Origin of the sequence: Anaerospora hongkongensis, assembly GCF_004339805.1 — a bacterium.
Lineage (GTDB): Bacteria > Bacillota > Negativicutes > Sporomusales > DSM-15969 > Anaerospora > Anaerospora hongkongensis.
Window position 1 is genome coordinate 119,282 of the sequence record NZ_SLUI01000011.1, and the last position, 17,461, is coordinate 136,742.

General features: G+C 43.0%; 25 protein-coding genes. 21 read left to right on the forward strand and 4 right to left on the reverse strand.

Annotation, left to right across the window (positions count from 1 at the left end):
- Window positions 1-3: 3 nt before the first annotated feature.
- From EV210_RS16175 to EV210_RS16240, 13 genes are all read left to right on the forward strand, one after another.
- Entirely contained in the window at window positions 4-474 is a 471-nt protein-coding gene (locus tag EV210_RS16175; protein WP_132082388.1) for a phage tail tube protein, read from the forward strand.
- 90 nt (window positions 475-564) lie between these two features.
- Window positions 565-990, forward strand: coding sequence for a phage tail assembly chaperone (locus EV210_RS16180; RefSeq protein WP_132082389.1), 426 nt, complete (start codon window positions 565-567; stop codon window positions 988-990).
- Between the two features lie 250 nt (window positions 991-1,240).
- Entirely contained in the window at window positions 1,241-1,951 is a 711-nt protein-coding gene (locus EV210_RS16190) for a hypothetical protein (protein WP_132082390.1), read from the forward strand.
- Window positions 1,952-2,005: 54 nt separating this feature from the next.
- On the forward strand, window positions 2,006-4,084 hold the full coding sequence (locus tag EV210_RS16195; RefSeq protein WP_132082391.1) for a tape measure protein: 2,079 nt from the start codon (window positions 2,006-2,008) through the stop codon (window positions 4,082-4,084).
- On the forward strand, window positions 4,081-4,737 hold the full coding sequence (locus EV210_RS16200; RefSeq protein WP_132082392.1) for a LysM peptidoglycan-binding domain-containing protein: 657 nt from the start codon (window positions 4,081-4,083) through the stop codon (window positions 4,735-4,737). Before EV210_RS16195 ends, EV210_RS16200 begins: the two co-directional genes overlap by 4 nt.
- Window positions 4,730-5,689 carry an XkdQ/YqbQ family protein gene (locus EV210_RS16205; protein WP_132082393.1) on the forward strand — a complete coding sequence of 320 codons (960 nt, stop codon included), beginning with the start codon at window positions 4,730-4,732 and terminating at the stop codon, window positions 5,687-5,689. The genes EV210_RS16200 and EV210_RS16205 overlap by 8 nt, the downstream gene beginning before the upstream one ends.
- A complete protein-coding gene (locus EV210_RS16210) occupies window positions 5,686-6,087 on the forward strand; it encodes a DUF2577 domain-containing protein (RefSeq protein ID WP_132082394.1) in 402 nt (133 codons plus the stop codon). The genes EV210_RS16205 and EV210_RS16210 overlap by 4 nt, the downstream gene beginning before the upstream one ends.
- Window positions 6,084-6,485, forward strand: coding sequence for a DUF2634 domain-containing protein (locus tag EV210_RS16215; RefSeq protein WP_132082444.1), 402 nt, complete (start codon window positions 6,084-6,086; stop codon window positions 6,483-6,485). The genes EV210_RS16210 and EV210_RS16215 overlap by 4 nt, the downstream gene beginning before the upstream one ends.
- Window positions 6,485-7,540: a baseplate J/gp47 family protein gene (locus tag EV210_RS16220; RefSeq protein WP_132082395.1), complete on the forward strand. Its 1,056-nt coding sequence runs from the start codon at window positions 6,485-6,487 to the stop codon at window positions 7,538-7,540. The genes EV210_RS16215 and EV210_RS16220 overlap by 1 nt, the downstream gene beginning before the upstream one ends.
- Complete coding sequence (locus EV210_RS16225) at window positions 7,533-8,078, forward strand: putative phage tail protein (protein ID WP_207900755.1); 546 nt, start codon at window positions 7,533-7,535, stop codon at window positions 8,076-8,078. The genes EV210_RS16220 and EV210_RS16225 overlap by 8 nt, the downstream gene beginning before the upstream one ends.
- Window positions 8,078-9,640, forward strand: a complete 1,563-nt coding sequence (locus tag EV210_RS16230; RefSeq protein WP_132082396.1) for a pyocin knob domain-containing protein — start codon at window positions 8,078-8,080, stop codon at window positions 9,638-9,640. The genes EV210_RS16225 and EV210_RS16230 overlap by 1 nt, the downstream gene beginning before the upstream one ends.
- Before the next feature lie 9 nt (window positions 9,641-9,649).
- Window positions 9,650-10,327, forward strand: coding sequence for a DUF4376 domain-containing protein (locus EV210_RS16235; RefSeq protein WP_165898938.1), 678 nt, complete (start codon window positions 9,650-9,652; stop codon window positions 10,325-10,327).
- A 26-nt stretch (window positions 10,328-10,353) separates the two neighbouring features.
- Window positions 10,354-10,599, forward strand: coding sequence for a hypothetical protein (locus tag EV210_RS16240; RefSeq protein ID WP_132082397.1), 246 nt, complete (start codon window positions 10,354-10,356; stop codon window positions 10,597-10,599).
- Here the strand turns inward: EV210_RS16240 and EV210_RS16245 are convergent.
- On the reverse strand, window positions 10,574-11,110 hold the full coding sequence (locus tag EV210_RS16245; RefSeq protein ID WP_132082398.1) for a hypothetical protein: 537 nt from the start codon (window positions 11,108-11,110) through the stop codon (window positions 10,574-10,576). The genes EV210_RS16240 and EV210_RS16245 overlap by 26 nt on opposite strands.
- Before the next feature lie 155 nt (window positions 11,111-11,265).
- Here EV210_RS16245 and EV210_RS16250 point away from each other — a divergent pair, with 155 nt between their 5' ends.
- From EV210_RS16250 to EV210_RS16275, 6 genes are all read left to right on the forward strand, one after another.
- Window positions 11,266-11,463 (forward strand): hypothetical protein, encoded by a 198-nt coding sequence (locus EV210_RS16250; protein ID WP_132082399.1) that lies wholly within the window; start codon window positions 11,266-11,268, stop codon window positions 11,461-11,463.
- A gap of 11 nt (window positions 11,464-11,474) precedes the next feature.
- Entirely contained in the window at window positions 11,475-11,723 is a 249-nt protein-coding gene (locus EV210_RS16255; RefSeq protein ID WP_132082400.1) for a hypothetical protein, read from the forward strand.
- The gene (locus EV210_RS16260) at window positions 11,724-12,125 is read left to right on the forward strand and encodes a hypothetical protein (protein ID WP_132082401.1); all 402 of its coding nucleotides are present in this window, start codon (window positions 11,724-11,726) and stop codon (window positions 12,123-12,125) included.
- Window positions 12,070-12,615 (forward strand): peptidoglycan recognition protein family protein, encoded by a 546-nt coding sequence (locus EV210_RS16265; RefSeq protein WP_243650589.1) that lies wholly within the window; start codon window positions 12,070-12,072, stop codon window positions 12,613-12,615. Before EV210_RS16260 ends, EV210_RS16265 begins: the two co-directional genes overlap by 56 nt.
- Window positions 12,612-13,238, forward strand: a complete 627-nt coding sequence (locus tag EV210_RS16270; protein ID WP_132082402.1) for a hypothetical protein — start codon at window positions 12,612-12,614, stop codon at window positions 13,236-13,238. Before EV210_RS16265 ends, EV210_RS16270 begins: the two co-directional genes overlap by 4 nt.
- A gap of 376 nt (window positions 13,239-13,614) precedes the next feature.
- Window positions 13,615-14,646, forward strand: coding sequence for a S8 family peptidase (locus tag EV210_RS16275; protein WP_132082403.1), 1,032 nt, complete (start codon window positions 13,615-13,617; stop codon window positions 14,644-14,646).
- Between the two features lie 239 nt (window positions 14,647-14,885).
- Here EV210_RS16275 and EV210_RS16280 read toward each other — a convergent pair whose 3' ends face one another.
- The 3 genes from EV210_RS16280 to EV210_RS16290 form a co-directional block, all read right to left on the reverse strand.
- Window positions 14,886-15,071, reverse strand: coding sequence for a hypothetical protein (locus EV210_RS16280; RefSeq protein ID WP_132082404.1), 186 nt, complete (start codon window positions 15,069-15,071; stop codon window positions 14,886-14,888).
- A 68-nt stretch (window positions 15,072-15,139) separates the two neighbouring features.
- Entirely contained in the window at window positions 15,140-15,433 is a 294-nt protein-coding gene (locus EV210_RS16285; protein ID WP_132082405.1) for a hypothetical protein, read from the reverse strand.
- A 93-nt stretch (window positions 15,434-15,526) separates the two neighbouring features.
- Window positions 15,527-15,865, reverse strand: coding sequence for a hypothetical protein (locus EV210_RS16290; protein WP_132082406.1), 339 nt, complete (start codon window positions 15,863-15,865; stop codon window positions 15,527-15,529).
- A gap of 137 nt (window positions 15,866-16,002) precedes the next feature.
- On the opposite strand from EV210_RS16290, the gene EV210_RS16295 reads away from it, so the two are divergent.
- Together EV210_RS16295 and EV210_RS16300 are read left to right on the forward strand one after the other, a co-directional pair.
- Window positions 16,003-16,257: a hypothetical protein gene (locus tag EV210_RS16295; protein WP_132082407.1), complete on the forward strand. Its 255-nt coding sequence runs from the start codon at window positions 16,003-16,005 to the stop codon at window positions 16,255-16,257.
- Between the two features lie 275 nt (window positions 16,258-16,532).
- Complete coding sequence (locus EV210_RS16300; protein WP_165898939.1) at window positions 16,533-17,450, forward strand: dihydrodipicolinate synthase family protein; 918 nt, start codon at window positions 16,533-16,535, stop codon at window positions 17,448-17,450.
- Window positions 17,451-17,461 lie beyond the last annotated feature (11 nt).

Sequence of the window (17,461 nt, forward strand, 5' to 3'; positions counted from 1 at the left end):
TAGATGCAAAAAGTAATGCAGGCCAAGGATGCTGTAAGCGCTAAACTTGCTGAGTGTTTTGTTACCATAGAGGACAATCGCTACCTGTTAATGCAGGGGAAAAAATTTGAAGCCAAATTTGAAAAGCAAAAACAGAAAGTTTCCATTCTGGGCAAGACCGGCCAGGGGAATAAAACCACTAGCTGGAATGGCACCGGTACTATGACGGTTTACCAAAATACGCCTATCTTCAATGAGCTAATGCTCCGGTTTAAAAATACCGGTGAAGACATTTATTTCGATGTGCAGATAACAAATTACGATCCGACGTCAGCTGCTGGCCGCCAAACGATGATCTTTAAAGGCTGCAACATTGACGGCGGTGTCCTGGCCAGTTTCGATGCTGACGGGGAATTTTTAGAACAGGATATTGACTTTACTTATGAAGACTTTGAAATGCCTGAGAAATTCAATACTCTTAACGGAATGATGTAAAATGCTTGCCCTGGAACACCACTGCTGGAGCGAATAACCTTCGCGCTGGCAGTGGTGTTAATTTTAATTTTAACTGAGGAGATTGATATAATGAGTAATTTAAGCGCATTTCTTGCCCCGAACGCCATTCAGGATGAAACGGTAAGATATCCAGCATCTAAGCGGTTTGTTGAGAAGGGCAAGCCAATTGAATGGGAGTTACAATCCATCACAAGTGAAGAAGACGAGCAGCTAAGGAAGTCCTGCACGAAGCGCATTCAAGTTGAGGGGAAGAAAGGACAGTATATGCAGGACTTGGATGCAAGTAAATACCTTGGCCTGTTAGCCGTTAAATGTATCGTGTTCCCAAATCTTAATGCTGCTGAATTACAGGATTCTTATGGCGTCATGGGCGGGGACGCTCTTTTGAAAAAGATGCTCAAGCCTGGGGAATATCAGGATTTACTGGCCAAGATTCAAGAAATTAATGGCTTCAATGCTATTATGGATGATCTGGTGGAAGAAGCAAAAAACTAATACAGGGGGGCGATAGTGAGGCAACATGTGCTTACTACGCCCTCCATAAGTTTCATAAATGGCCGCACGAGTATCTTGCCCTTAGTCGGCAAGAAAAAGCTTTTGTTATTGCTGCTATTCAGGTTAAAACTGAAGCTGAAGATAAAAAAGCGAAAGAGCTGAAGCGTGAAGCCCAAAAATAAGTGATCCACCATACTGCCGATCTATGATATAATTTTTGGTAAATATCAGGGATTGGATGTGATTTGACTTGAAATGGTTAATTGGCCTTTTCTTCTCAGGAATGATGGCTTTGACGGCAATTTTTGCAATGACGCAAAACCATAGCGCTAATGCTTTGATTGGCAACGGGATTACTACGGTAATTATGCTATCTTTGGGTGTGTGGTTCTTTGGAAAATACAAAAATAGAAAGAAGCCCGAAGAGACAGGAGCTAGCTTAGATCCTGTAAGTGAGCTATATCCATCCGAAGGTATGCAAGGAGAAGAGAAAGTACAGAAACTCCCTGGTTCAAAAGCACGAAAAAAGTCGATAGGGGCAACAGTTCGCATCAATGCTCAGCACGTATCCGGATTGTCCATTGCGGAAGGAGCAGAGTGCTTTATTTACTTATGTAATAATATGATTGTTTTTGAAAGAAACGAAACTAGCTACAAATTGCTGGTAGAAAAAATCAAGGATATAGTCATTAAGACTGATACCGAAATACAAAAATCACATGTGAGTAGTATCGGTAGAGCCATTGCGGGTGGCGTCTTATTCGGGCCGTTAGGGGCTATTGTGGGTGGACGGTCAAAAGAAAAAACAAGCAAGATTGAAAGCAGGTATCTAATTTTTACCTATGATAAAAATGGAGAAGCAGACTATATTTCATTTGATGTAACAAAAACTCTTGATGCGTATAAATTCTTAGACTTCTGGTCGAAGATTCCAAAAGAGAAAAAAGAGATAACGTTGTAACATTAACCGCTCTTAATTGAGCGGTTTTTCTTATGTTTAAAGTGAGGTGAACTAATGGCTACGATTAGAACAGCGATTCAATTGCAGGACGGCATGACTTCGGTTATAAGGCCCATGATTAACGCTTTAAATATATGTACAAGTTCCTTTGAGGCTATGCAAAACGCTTCAAATCATGCTGTTAATACGGCCAATATTTCAGCGGCGAGAGCGGAGTTATCAAGGGCTTCAATTGCAATGAATACGGTTGAGCAGGAGATAAGAGAAGCTGATGCAGCACAAAAACAATTAAACAATGACATTCATCAAGGTCAAGCGGCCGCTAGCGGTTTAGCTGGCAGCTTAAAAAATGCGGCAACGGCTATTATTACTGCTGTTGGTGCCAATAAAGTTATAAAGTTATCTGATACTGTTGCCCAAACAACGGCCAGGCTTGATCTGATGAACGATAAGCAACAAACTACGGTAGAATTGCAGGAAAAAATATTTCAAAGTGCAGAACGCGCCCGGGGCGTCTATCAGTCTACCGCTGATGCCGTTTCAAAACTGGGAATGCAAGCAGCGCAGGCGTTCAGCAGCAATGATGAGTTGATTGCATTTGCGGAGCAGCTTAATAAAACTTTTGTTATTGCGGGCGCTAGTGCTGTTGGTGTGGATAGTGTTATGCTTCAGTTGACGCAAAGTATGGCGGCCGGGAAGCTACAAGGGGAAGAATTAAATGCTGTCTTAGATAATGCCCAGCCTATTGTCGCGAACATACAGCGTTATTTGCAAAATGTTCAAGGTTTCCCCAAATCGACCACTGACAATATAAAGCAGTTAGCATCAGATGGGGTAATAACAGCTCAAATTATTAAAAACGCTATGTTCTATGCCGCTGATGAAACAAACGCAAAATTTGCAGCAATGCCTAAAACTTTTGGTCAAGTTTGGAATTCTGTAGAGAATCGGACCTTAAAGGCATTTCAACCCGTTCTGCAAATGATAAACACCGTTGCTAACAGTAAGGGATTCGAGTCTTTGGTAACCGGGGGCATTAACGCAGTAGTTACTTTGGGCAACGTTGCAGCAAAGACTTTTAATGAAATTGCATTTGTTTCGGGAGTGGTTGCAAATAACTGGTCTATGCTGGCGCCCATTGTGTGGGGCAGTGTAGCGGCGTATGCTGCATATAAGTCTGCAGTAATTGGGGTTGCGGTTGTAGAAGGGATTTCGAATAGCATCAAATTAGCAGGGACTTTAGTGAGTTATGCTAGGTCAGCAGCCCTGGGGACAGAGCTAAGTGCAACTGCAGCGGCAACGGCAGCCCAATGGGGATTAAATACGGCAATTCTTGCTTGTCCTGTAACGTGGATTGTAGTTGGTATAATTGCTATCACCGCAGTGATTTACTTAGCCGTTGCGGCAGTAAATAAATTTGCGGGAACGTCGTATTCTGCAACTGGAATTATAATGGGTTCATTTTATGCGCTTGGGAACTTTATCATGAATATTATCATCTTTCTAATCAATAGCTGGATCAGCTTTGTGGAATTCTTCATTAATGTATTTGATAACCCACTTTACTCAACCAAACAATTATTTGTCAGCTGGGGGAATGGCATACTTGATATAGTTAGCACCATTGCAAGCGCAATAGATAAGGTGTTCGGAACTAATATGAAGAATGCTGTAACCTCATTAAAAAGTCAAATGTCAGGCTGGGTTGGGGAAATGCCGAACAATTATAAGGTTCTTGGTAAATTGCAAATGACAAATTTAGATGAAGCGTATAAGTCCGCCTATGACGTAGGCAATCAATTCGCAAACCGTTTTGATTTAAGTAAAATAGGCAGTCAGGGTTTTGATTTAGGTCTTGACCTGAGTAAATTCGGTAACGATATGGCGAGTACCGCCGCTAATACTGGTAAAATGAAGGATTCGCTGGACATTTCAGAAGAAGATTTAAAGTATATGCGCGATGTTGCCGAGCAGGAAGTCATTAACCGGTATACTACGGCCCAAATCAAAGTAGAAATGGGCGGTGTGCAAAATACAGTTAGCAGCAATGTTGACCTTGATGGTATGATGACTTATTTCAAAGACACCTTAATTGAAACGATGCAAACCGCCGCGGAGGGGGTGCATGAATGAGTTATTACTTTTTTATGGGCGATACTCAGTTACCGGTCCCTCCTGCAAAGATGCAGTTAAGGATAAATAATAAAAATAAGACAATTAACCTCATCAATGACGGTGAGGTTAATATTTTGAAGTCTGCCGGTCTAAGTGAAGTTAGTTTTGAAGTGCTGCTGCCGAATTCAAAATACCCTTTTGCAACTTACTTTGAGGGATTTCGCAGCGCTGATCACTTCCTGAACGGCTTTAAGCAGCTTAAAACAAGTTTTTCCCCCTTTCAATTCATTGTTTGCCGCTTGTCACCGAGATACGATTTTTTATTTGATACTAATTTAAAAGTGGCCTTAGAAGACTACGAAATAATTGAAGATGCTAACAATGGTTTTGATGTACTTACCTCAGTACGGCTAAAGCAGTATAAACCCTACGCCACTAAAGTATTGAATGTAAAGACTGCTGAAGACGGAACCAAAACAGCCAGCATAGAACAAAAGCGGGAGACAAGCCGGGAAATACCAAAAGCCTATAAAGTTGTAGCCGGTCAAACCTTGTTTGAAATCTGCAAAAAACAGCTTGGTGATGGTTCCCGATGGCAGGAGATAGCGAAACTAAACAGCATCACTAACCCGAACATTCTTGTTTCAGGGCAGGTGATTAAATTTGGCTAGTGTACAGATTATAGTTCAAAACGGTGAAAAAGTATTTGAACCGGTAGTTGAAGAGGGTATCACATGGGAAACTGAGCGCAAAGGTGTACCTGGTAAACTAACTTTCAATGTCCTGAAAGATGATGTTATTGATTTTACAGAAGGTAATACTGTCAAAATGGCAGTGGATAGTAAAAATGTTTTCTATGGATACGTTTTTACTAAGAAGCGGGATAAGGACGGTATTATCAGCGTTACCGCCTATGATCAGCTACGATACTTAAAAAATAAAGATGCACTATGGTATATAAATAAGTCCGCTGCTGACGTTGTTAAAATGTTGGCCGCGGACTTCAAATTGAAGGTTGGGGAAATTGAAGATACCGTATATGTCATACCAAAGCGCACTGAAGAGAATGTTACTTTGTTTGATATCATTCAGAATGCCTTAGATCTAACATTGCTGAATAAAAAGAAGCTCTATGTCTTATATGATGATTTTGGCCAACTCACGCTGAAAGACGTTGAAAGTATGAAACTGGACCTGCTGATCGATGGCGATACCGCCGAAAACTACAGTTACACTTCAAGTATTGATAACAGCACCTATAACCGGATTAGGCTGTATTACGATAATAAAGATACCGGTAAACGAGAACTGTATATTACCTTAGATAGCAGCACACAGCTGCAGTGGGGGATATTGCAGTACTGTGAATCTATCGAAGAGAAATGCAACGGCAAGGCTAAAGCAGATGCCCTCCTGCAGCTTTATAATCGGAAAACCCGTAATTTAGCCATTAACAATGCTTTTGGCGATATCCGGGTAAAGGCAGGCACCAGCATAGGTGTACAGCTTGATTTAGGTGATATTGCCGTAAATAACTATATGCTGGTGGAAAAGGCCAAGCACGTTTTTAATAACAAGGAGCATTTAATGAATCTAACTTTGCGGGGTGGTGATTTTGTTTGAATAATCTTGTTCAGGTAATACAGCAAATTTCCCAAAATGCGAATAAGACCGGCAAGCCTACCGGCATTGTGTACGGTGAGGTTATGACGGTTGATCCTCTCTCCATTCAGGTGGAACAAAAACTAACGCTGCCGGCCGAATTTTTCAAACTAACAAATGCTGTCCGGGATCACTACGTCGATATGACGGTGAGTCATGTTACTGAGAACCGATCAGGCGGTAGCAGCGCAGCATCGTTTGCCAGTCACAACCACGATTACCAGGGCAGAAAAAAAATAATGGTCCATAACGGTCTGCAGGTAGGCGAACAAGTAATATTGATTCAAGTCCAGGGCGGCCAGGATTTTATAGTCCTCGACCGTGTTTTTGATCATATTGTGAGTGGTGAGTGGCTATGATCCCGGCCAATGACAGCTTAATTGCTGACTTCCAAATAAAAAGCCAGCCTTCCCGAACTTACAAAATGAATATCAACGATGAAACCATAACAAAGAAGACCGATGACCTGGACGCAATCAAGCAGGCGGTCTACAAAATCCTCAACACTGAACGTTACCAATATGTTATTTACAGCTGGAATTACGGCATTGAATTGCAGGACCTGTTTGGCAAGCCGCTGCCCTATGTATACCCGGAGCTGAAGCGGAGAATTACAGAAGCATTACTCCAGGATGACCGCATAACAGATGTTGGCGGTTTTTCTTTTACCCATAAGGGCGGGGAAGTATCTGCAACCTTTACCGTAACTACGACGGCCGGTATGTTTGAAACAGAGAAAGGGGTGAGAGTGACGTAATGTATGAAAACCTGACATTTGACGTAATCATGCAGCGTATGCTGGCTAAAGTCCCGGATACGGTTGATAAGCGGGAAGGCAGTGTTATATGGGATGCTCTCGCCCCCGCCGCTTTAGAATTACAGCTTGCCTATATTGAAATGGACGTGATTTTGAATGAATCCTTTGCTGATACGCAGTCAAGGACCTATTTAATCAAACGGGCAGCAGAGCGCGGGATAACGCCAACGGCAGCCACGTATGCCATTGCAAAAGGGCAGTTTAATATTGATGTGCCGATCGGCAGCCGGTACAGCTTGGATGAGTTAAATTATGTCGTTACTGAAAAAATCAGCAACGGCATTTTTAAATTGCGCTGCGAAACATTCGGCAGTGATGCTAATTCCTACCTGGGGGCGTTGATCCCGATTGATTACATTAATGGCCTGCAAACAGCTGTACTCACCGAAATACTCATTCCCGGCGAGGATGAGGAAGAAACGGAAGCCTTTAGAACTCGCTATTTTAACAGCTTTGACCGTATCTCCTTTGGTGGGAATCGGGCCGACTATATTGAAAAGGTTGAAAAAATTCAAGGCGTAGGTGGCGTAAAACCTTATCGGGCTTGGCAGGGAGGCGGCACCGTTAAGCTGGTTATTATCAATTCTGAGTGGCAGGCGCCCACCACTGAAATGGTCAATGCTGTTCAGACTGCGATAGATCCGACGGTGAACGCCGGTGATGGATTGGGCATAGCTCCAATAGACCATGTTGTCACAGTTTTTGGAGTGACAAACCAGGTGATTAACCTTGAAACGAATATCACCTATCAGTCCGGGTGGAGTTTCACCGAGAGTAAGCCCTATATCGAAGAAGCCATTGATGCGTATTTTCTGGAATTAAGTAAGACCTGGGATGAAACAGATAATCTGATTGTGCGCGTGTCTCAGATTGAAACTAGGTTATTAAATGCAGCAGGGGTTATAGATATTCAGGACACTAAAATAAACGGGGTGCAGGGTAACTTTGTAGTGCCTGCCGACTCTATCCCGGTCAGGGGGAGTATCATTGCGTGAGGTTGATGTGGCCAAATATTACCCCTCCATAATGAAAGAAATCCGGGAATTCCAGCATATCGCCGCTGCTGAAAATCCGGAATTAAATTTGGTTTGGGGAGAACTGCAAAACGTCCTCGATGATCAGTTTATTCGTGATGCTACATTAAATGGCGTAGCTAGGCGAGAAAAGCCGCTGAAGATTATTCCCAAAACGTCTGATACGCTGGATGTAAGAAAGTTTAGGCTGCTGTCCCGGTATAACGAGGACATACCATATACGGTCCCTAACCTTCGTAATCAACTTACTAACCTATGCGGGGCCAATGGGTATAGGATGAACTTGGTTAATAATACTTTCACCCTAATTGTGAAAGTAGAGTTGGTTGCAAAACAAAATCTTGATACGGTGGGGGAATTGCTGGAGCGGGTTGTTCCCTTGAATATGATTATTGACCTTGATCTTATGTATAACCAGCATAAGACTTTGCATGTATATACCCATAGGCAACTACAGCAATTCACACAATACGCGTTGAGAAATGAGGTGTTAACTTAATGGCCGATACCAAGACATATACTACAAATTACAATTTAGAAAAGCCTGGTCAGGATGATTTTTATAATGTAGATGTTTTTAATGCTAATGCGGACAAGATTGATGCAGAAATGAAAGCTGCAGCTACCCGGGATACGACACATAAAAGTGCTGCCACTTTAGATCATCCGGATAATAGCGTAACTGATGCCAAAATAGGAAATCGTACCATTACAGATACCGTGACTGCTGCAGCCGGAGCTGATACGCCAACGAACCTTTGGAGCAAGCTTGGCAATATGGTTAAGCAGATTACCGGCAAGACAACATGGTGGACGCCTCCGGCGACGACACTGGAAGCCGCCAAAGCCCATGCCGATGCAGCAGCCCCGCATAGTGGGCATGCACCTGCCGGGTTTGGCATAGGACCATCTGCAAGAATTATAACTGGTACAGATTTAAATGCGTTACGTGGTAACTGTCTATTTGCCGGATATAGTATGCTCCATGCACCAGCTGACTTTGCGGGATGGATAGAAGGTATAAGTATATCAAACGGCAACGATATACTTATACAACTTGCCAATACAACTTTTGGAGGTAACCGTAACTACAGTCGGGTCTCTACGGATTCTGGTAACACTTGGTCAGAGTGGGAACTGCAAGAAACAGCAATAGGTGCACAGGCAAAAGCGGACGCAGCCATGAATGCGGCAATAGCTTGGACTAAGGGCTACGGCATAGGCTCTCCAGCGGTGAGTGTTAGTGGCACAGACCTAAACAATTTAAGGCTAGGCGGTTTTTATCGTGGAGCGAATTTTACTCACGGCCCCGTACCCGCACATGCTGATTGTTGGTTTTTTATAACTGTAACAGCCCATGACACTGGGGATTACGTACATCAAAAGGCAGCCAGCTACGGGGCTAATCCTGGTCGCAGCTACGAGCGGACGTGTAACAATGGAGTTTGGTCAGAGTGGGAAAGAATGGCTATGGTATCCGAATTATTCGCGGGTAAAGGTTACGCGCCAATGGACTGGGACACCATAACTACACCCGGCGTTTATAGCGTGGCACCTCCTGGGCCGTATAGCAATGATGCCCCATCCGCGCTTGGCATTTATGCTTACGGGCAGTTAGTTGTTACATCAAGCGATGCGAGTATTCAGCAAATCTATCTATCACATGCAGGGCAAATGGCTATACGACAATGGTTTACAGGGACTATCTGGAGTCCGTGGAAACAAATAGCTACAACAGATCAGACAACTCATATAGTAACCTCAGGAAGTGGAGCAGGCTACTACTGGCGTAAATGGTCAAACGGAGATATAGAGCAATGGTTTACCGGCGCGGCAATGACAACGGAAGGAAGTGCTAGTTTTTCATTCCCGATAGCTTTCCCGGCAGAATGTAAATTCGTATGTCCCGCTATACGTACACCATCGTACGGCAGTAGTAACAATGGATGGTTTCAGGTTTGTGGCGCTCCATCTACAACAGCGGTCACCATAGGGCTGCAAGCTGCAGATACACTAGGTGGCGCGAGTTATACACCACTTATTTATGCAGTTGGGCATTAGGAGGTATTTATGTATTACGCAAAGTTTAAGAATGGTGAGCGTGAAACAAGTATAGTCGAGGACGTGCATTTTCTACGCGTGAAAAATCCCATATATAACACAGAAGAGATTATGACAGTAATCGGCACAGACCCAGAAACAGGCGAGGATATTACCCAGACTGCCGCGCCTGTTTCTGTCGTTATTGGATATGACCCTGATACATTCGAACCGCCTATACCGGAAGATTTTGTGCAAATAACAGATGAAGAACAGGCGTTATATTGCACAGGCGAGTATATTCGGGGAGAAGATGGCAAGCCGGTAAAACGTCCGGCATATGTGCCGACAGTGGAAGAGTTAAAGGAACGTAAGTGGGGCGAAATTAAAGAAAAGCGTGACCGCCTGGAGCAGTCAGGCGTGCCGTATTTGGGTAAGGTATTGGATTCTGACACAGTTAGCGTTCAGCGTATTGCCATAGCCGTACAAGCAGCGCAGGCTGCTATTGCCGCAGAACAGCCGTTTACCTTGGAGTGGACAATGCAGGATAACACAGCGGTGGAAATGGATGCCGTGCAGGTTGTTGGTATGTCGGTAGCTCTGGCGCATTATTCCGATAGCCTGCACCAGACAGCCAGGGGGATAAGAGAGCAGATAGAAGCTGCCACGACAGCAGAAGAATTGGCAAATGTAAAGTGGCCTGAATAGGGCTTATTTTTATTGGAGGTGTACTTATGAATATTCAAGAAAGAAATGAAAAACTAAACCGAATTATTGATTTAGAAAAAGAAATAGCCGCCATCAAGCAAGAACTCGAAGGGCGGCCAATACATGTAAAAGTTCCGTTGCGAGTATTCTTTTTTGAGAATCCGAAATTTCGGAATTTAGAAGACTTTAGTGATGATAAGCTTAAAGAGCTAGTTGAATGGCTAGAGAATGAACTTGCAGCAAAAATTACAATTTCTGTTCCGTGGTGGTAATAAAGGTCAGCAATTCATACATGGTGTTAAACTTGTAAAGGCGCTTGTTTTGTTTCAAAAGTTCGAGATACCATTCTTCTGAAGGAAAATTTTTAATTCGATCTTCGGCTCTTCTGTTACTCTCTTTAAGTAATTGAATTTGATTACTTATTTTATCGCCTTTGGTATCAGATGAAATGTGACTAGATGGGACATGGTTATCTATCTTAGGGTTTAAGGAAACACCGTACTTATCGGGGCCCAGAGTTAGGTCAAAAATAAAGTAGTACCCCATATACCCATGCTCTGGTTGCGATTGAAGGCTGACTTTTGCGCTTCCGTATTTAGCGGTTACACAACGAGGTTCTTTTTGCACTTTAAAGTCTCTTTCTTTGAAAAAGCGCTCAAAGTCGTTGGTAGAAGATTGAACAAGCTGCCCAATCTTAGTGTTTATTTCTTTTTCCAATTGAACGGCTAATTTTTTGTTGATTTGTTTCTCATCTTCCAATTCTTTAAATAAATCAAGATTCATGTATATCACCTCCTTTCAGAGGTGAAAATTCGACAAAAGCCAATAGTTTCCTATGTTTTATAAAGGAGGTTGTACAAATTATTAATAAAATTCTAACATATCTTAACAGCCACATAGATAAAGTCGCTCACTTTTGGGGCGGCTTTTTCCTTTGTGTGAATTTCGCTGCGCTGCTTGCCTTGGTGATAAATCCATTGTTTGCGGTTATTATCGCCTGGCTGATTGCTGGATGTTTAGGCCGCTTAAAAGAACAGTACGACAAAGACAGCGGCAGAGGCACACCGGATAAATGGGATTTTTGGTTAACGGTCATAGGTAGCACATGGGGAGCAGTGTTAATGCTTATTAAATAGGAGGCGGGAGAGTGGAATTAACATTAAGCAATACCGTACAAATCATTAGTGTAATAGGTTTTCTTGCGCTGCTGGTCAAACAACTCATCATAAATCCTTTGCAAGCAGCAATATCCTCTCTTAATAAGGCCGTGGAAGAATTAAAAGGGGTATTGACTAGAATTGAGCGAGAACAAAACCATATTGACCGGCGCTTGGTAGTAGTTGAGGAATCGGCAAAGTCGGCTCACAAACGGCTGGATGGGATGGAGGGAAGATAGATGTTATCTACAACCGAATTGCAAATCGTGCTGTATGCCGCCGGGGTTATCCTGGCGGCTAATTTCTTAGCAATGGCGCTCTTTGTGCTGTTTGCCAAATTGCCAAATGGCAGCCTGAAAGTATCCGTTCAAAAGGTTATTTTTGAATTAGACCGCTTTGCAGATCAAATGGAGAACGCCGAGAAGCGACGATCCGCAATACAGCAGATTAATGATGTGTTAGGCTGGCGCCGTATTTTAGTGCCGGCCGCTCTGATCGGCTGGGTGATCGATGCGGAAGTAGCCGCAATCCGGAAGATGCAGCATGCAACAGATTGCCCAAATTTACATGAGGAGGAAAGCGAAATTGAAAAAAGTAACACTGGCGGAGCTGAAACAACTCGCTTTACTGGGCAAGAGTAATTTATGGGGGCTTGCTCAGAGTTTGGGGCGGGACGTAAAACTATACCTGCATTGGACTGCTGGCCATTACGGCCAGTTTTTTTCTGACTACCATATCAATATTGATGCTGACGGTAGTATCTATATTAGTACATCAAATTTGGCAGAGGTAAAAAACCATACTTACATGCGTAATACCGGCGCTATCGGGATTGCACTGGCGTGTGCTTACAATGCCACAACGCGCAATATTGGTCTTGAGCCGCCAACAGCGCAACAGATTGAATCTACTGCCCAGGTGATAGCTGTATTGGCAGGGGTGTTAGACCTGACGATTGACCGGCAACGGGTTATGACCCATGCAGAAGCTGCTGACGATGATAATTACGGACCGTTAACAACATGCGAACGGTGGGACTTGTGGTATTTTGACGGAGCTGACAGAGGCGAGGGCGGCAATGTTATCCGTGGCAAAGCAAATTGGTACAAAAATCAGGGGGTGGGAATGTGATTCCTTTAAATCTTACAGGTAAGCAATTGGTGTGCATTGGCATTGCCGTATTGCTACTGTTTGGCATTGTTGCCGGTGCCGTTTACTACCATAACGCCCAGGAAGCCAGGTATCAGCAAGCGGTATTGCTTACCCAGGATGCCCTTAAAAATATTAACGTGCTGCAGAACCAGGTACACATTAACCAGCAGAACGCCCAGGCACTACAGGATAAACTCAGCCAGGTTGAAGCGGGTAAAATTCAGCCAGTTACAAATTACTACGTGGCAGCTCCTACAATCCCCGATGCAGCTAAAAAGGTACAGGAGCAAATAAAAAATAACGATCCTGCTCTGCCTCCACAAGCATTAGAGAAGACAGACAGGACCGTTGTCACGCCGAACGAAGAGCAGCAAAAGGTTGATGTATATAAGCTTAATCTGTACCGGAATTGGTATGTAGGCGCTGGCGTAGGTTGGCATAAAGGGGATTTTTATATCCCTGTAGCTGCACAGCGCAATTTTAGTAAAGATGCTGCCATAGAGGCCCAGGCTCATGTAAACCCGTCTGATATAAAGGATATAAACGGCGGTCAGGTAATGTATAAGCGTGCAGTAAATAAATTGTTCTTTGGAGTATTTTAATCATTGCCCGGTGGCTTCGGCTGCTGGGCTTTTTATTTTTTGCGGACAAAAACTGGACAAACTGTACGGAATCAGGTTGAGGGCACATTGTTTTTTAAAAAAACATAAAAAATATTTTTATCAACTTGGTACTGTATATTGACTATTGTTATTGATCGTTCTCAATATATAGTATTTTTTTCCTGATTTAAATATTGTGTCAAATTGTTGACCGATTTTAGGGATCAATAAAAGAAGGAGTTGACGCGGTTTCGTCGAAACAATTGGCAAAAACAAGCATTTAATTTATTTTTGTAAATAACAGTTAATTTCTATGTATAATTTTACGATAAAATAGGTAAAGCTACCTTTAAGCTTGCCTTTCGGAGGCTAAAATATGGAATACATTTTACGAGTAAAAAATAGTATTACTGAGGATCAAAAAAAGCAACTTAGTTTGCATGGTAATGTTATTTTTGAGTCTAAATATATCCCTATTTTAGCAGTGGAATCTAGGTTCCCTCAAAAAATAGCTGAGTTTGATTTTGTAGAGAACATAAGGCCTTCAAGAGTTGGCGAATACCAAGAAGGCGATTATTTATCGGCAATTGTTTTCGAACCTCAAATTAAAAAGCGTCTGCTGGTGAATAATCAACTAACTGGTTGGGGTGCAAAAATCTTCATATTAGATTCTGGCGTTGACGGAAGACTAGTGTCAATCCAGGAACAAAAAGACTATACTAGAACAGGGTACAATGATTTTGTTGGGCACGGGACTATTATTGCAAAAATAATTAAGCATTTTGCAAAAGGTAGTCAAATATTTTCTGCCAAGATAGGAACGCCGAAACCCCAAGAAACAAATCTTATCAGGGGGATTGAGTGGGCTATAGATCAAGGCGCGCATGTAATAAATATTTCTTCGGAGTACCCAAGAAAAAAGAAGTGCAAAGGCAAGTGTGAACTATGTGAGATGGTTGATTTCGCGGCTAGTAAGGGAATTGCAGTAGTTGTCGCCGCTGGAAATAGCGAGCAAGCGGAAGATAGTATAACTTGTCCGGGCATTGCGAATGGAAGTATAACAGTTGGTGCAGTAGATCGTCAAGGTGGCGGCATTGCTAGTTATTCGAGTGTGGGATGTCCAGGCGGAAATAAACCTAATTTAATAGCTCCAGGGCAAGGACATTGTGATGGGAACCCTTTTAGCGGTACTTCTTTTGCTGCTCCAGTTTTAACAGGACTAATAGGAGCCTTACTTGGACGTACAGGAAGCGTTGGTAAGGCTATTGAGTATATATGCAAGACGGTTGAGGATTTAAATTTACCTAGGCATCATCAAGGCCTTGGTTGCATAAACCTCGACAAATTACTGGAGGTGCTTAATAATGAAATCCCTAATATTAAGAGTGAGGGACAAGTCGGAAATTGAGAGATTAAAACAATTTTGCGAAGTTGTTTATGTATCAAAGTATACCAATGTAGTTGGTGTAGAAATTAGAGATGAATATGTTGGTTTACTTGAAAAGGATACTAACGTTATTTCATATCGTGAAGAAGTTGAGGGTGCATATCAACCTCAATTTAGTTTTTGCTGATACATTTGATTGGATTACTGCTCCGGTGGCTTAGGCTGCCGGGCTTTTTTTATTTGGGCAAAAGAAATACCGCCTATTCGGCGGCAGAGGCTTTTTTATTCCATTCCTGCAACTGAATGAGCGCAGCGGCTTTAATAGCATCGTCAATGGTCCAGGTATTTTCGGTAGTTGGTTTGGCATTTTCTATTCTGCAAAATTCTTCGGCGGCTTTGTGTAGAGTGGTACCTGAGTAAAATGTTATGCAGATTTTTTCGGACATTCTTTATTCCTCCTTTTAATTGCGGTGGGCTTGTGACCCCGCTTGCCGCATTACCGGCCCGGAGGCCGTCACTCTTCGCTATAGGTGTAGCCTAATACTGATTTTGAGTAAATGGCCTTATCGGTTTTGGCTAAAGTGCGATTGCTTGCAAAAACTGCATATTCATAATTTCCTTCTGACCATTTGTAAACCAATGACCGGTTATAATCTATTGTCCTACTACGATAACGCTCCATTCCTGACTTACGAATAAGACCTAACAGCCAGTTTAATTGTTTGTCCGAAAGTTTCATTCTTGCAGTACCGTAACAATCCGGCTTGCGTTGGCCGGTAAACATATTAGCCAATTCGGTGTGTGTCATCGCTATCATTCCTTTCGTCTGGCTGTGGTTGTGACCGTCTGCCAAGCCGGGATAACCCGGCTCACTCTTATATATGGTTTCGGCTTGTAGGAATTAGTCAAGAGCAGTTTCCCAGTCTCCATAGTGGTCATTGTATATAATAGGTACATCTCCGTAAACAACAGTGCTGCCGCCGTTTGTGCTTACTAACTTACTGATATTAGCCACGTTAGGACGCTTCACAGTTTCGCCTTCCGCCACCCAGTGAAATTTATCTGCTCTGTCATAATAGGCAATTGTAGTATCGGGGTCATAAAAAACAGGTTCTTTAAACTGACTGTACAAATTATCCCAGAGTGCGTCACGTAACCAAGAAGATAGTTCCTTGCGACTTTCAATTATTTCAAAAATTTGCGTGTCGCCGTCGCGAGTTATCTTCTCGATAATTTTCATCCTTACCGCCTCCGTTTGTTTATCTTTAAACTTATTATATTTAACTTTAAATAGAATGTCAATATATTTTTATCCAACTTTAAATATTTTATTTGCAAAGTTAAATATAAATGTTATAATGGCGTTGAGGTGATACCATGCCAAAGAAAGAGCCTGTATCTGCTGAAGAGATAGCGGCGGTAGAAAATATGATAAGAGGGAATATTGCTGGCGCCGGATCAAATGTAACAGATACCGCAAGGCGAATAGCTGAAGAATATAAACACCCGGTAGATATGCCGTCATTTTCCCGGCAAATAAGGGAAGGGACAATACCGTTTTGGCGCGTCCTTCGCATTGCCGATGTACTGGGATATGAAATAGTCTGGAAAAAGAAAGAATCCCAGCAATAGCCGGGGGCGATGCCGCTCATCCTTCGGGGTGGGCGGTTTTTGTATTTTATTAAGCATGAATTTATAAAATTCGAAATATTATTTACTAATTGGAGAAATATAACTAGCCAGGAAAATGTGCTAAAGACCTTGTTTTACTTATATAACAGTTCCGTTAGGCATTGGAAGCAATACACCTAAGCTGACGCGTAAGGGGAATTAAAAATACAGACAAAGCATATTCATTTTAATGAACGTAGTTCTGATATATGAACTTAGAGCTGGGAGGGAATAGCGTGTTTCAGCCGCAGGGAATTTACGCAGCGATGCTTACTCCATTTACAAATGAGGGAAATATCAATGGCCGGGTAGTGCGCCAAATGGTGGATTTTATGGCTGACAAAGGCTTACAGGGTGTGTTTCCGGTTAGCTCGGTAGGCGAGTTTGTCCATTTATCGCTTGTTCAGTCGCTGGAGCTGATGGAAATAGTCGTTCAGCAGGCAGCGGGCAGGATGGCGGTCACTCCGGGAGTTAGTTCTACGTGTATCAAAAATTCGCTTATTCTGGCACGCAGAGCAAAGGAGCTTGGCTGCGAAGCGGTGGTTGTATGTCCTCCCTATTACTATCCTTTGAATCAGGATACAATGCTGAAGCATTTTGAGACGATTGCCGATAGTGTGGATATACCGGTTATTTTATATAATATTCCCTTATTTACTACTCCTATTTCCGGGGATATTGTTGCTCTGCTGAGTACGAAGCCGAATGTGGTGGGGTTTAAAGACTCCAGCGGCAGTATGGTTGAACTATTGCACCATATGAACAGGGTAAAACAGTCCGGTTCGGATATGAGCTTTCTGACTGGCCGGGAAGATATGCTCGCTCCGGCACTTTTCATGGGAGCACAGGGGTGTATGACAGCTTGCGCCGGTATTGTTCCAGAGGTGCTGCTTGGCATATGGAAAGCATTTCATGCCGGCGAATGGGAGAAAGCAAAGCGCCTGCAATTTGCGCTGCTACCCGCCGTGCGGGCTATGTTTTCCGTACCGTTTCCTGCAGGCTTTAAGGCAGCGATGGCTTGCCGGGGTTTCTCCATGGGGCCGCTTATGCAGCCGCTGCAGACTGCAGAACAGAAGCGCCTGGAAGCTGTGAAGGGGCATATCCGAATTTTGATTGACGAACTGCTGCAGATTGTTGAGCGGGAAGAACAGTAAATTGATACAGG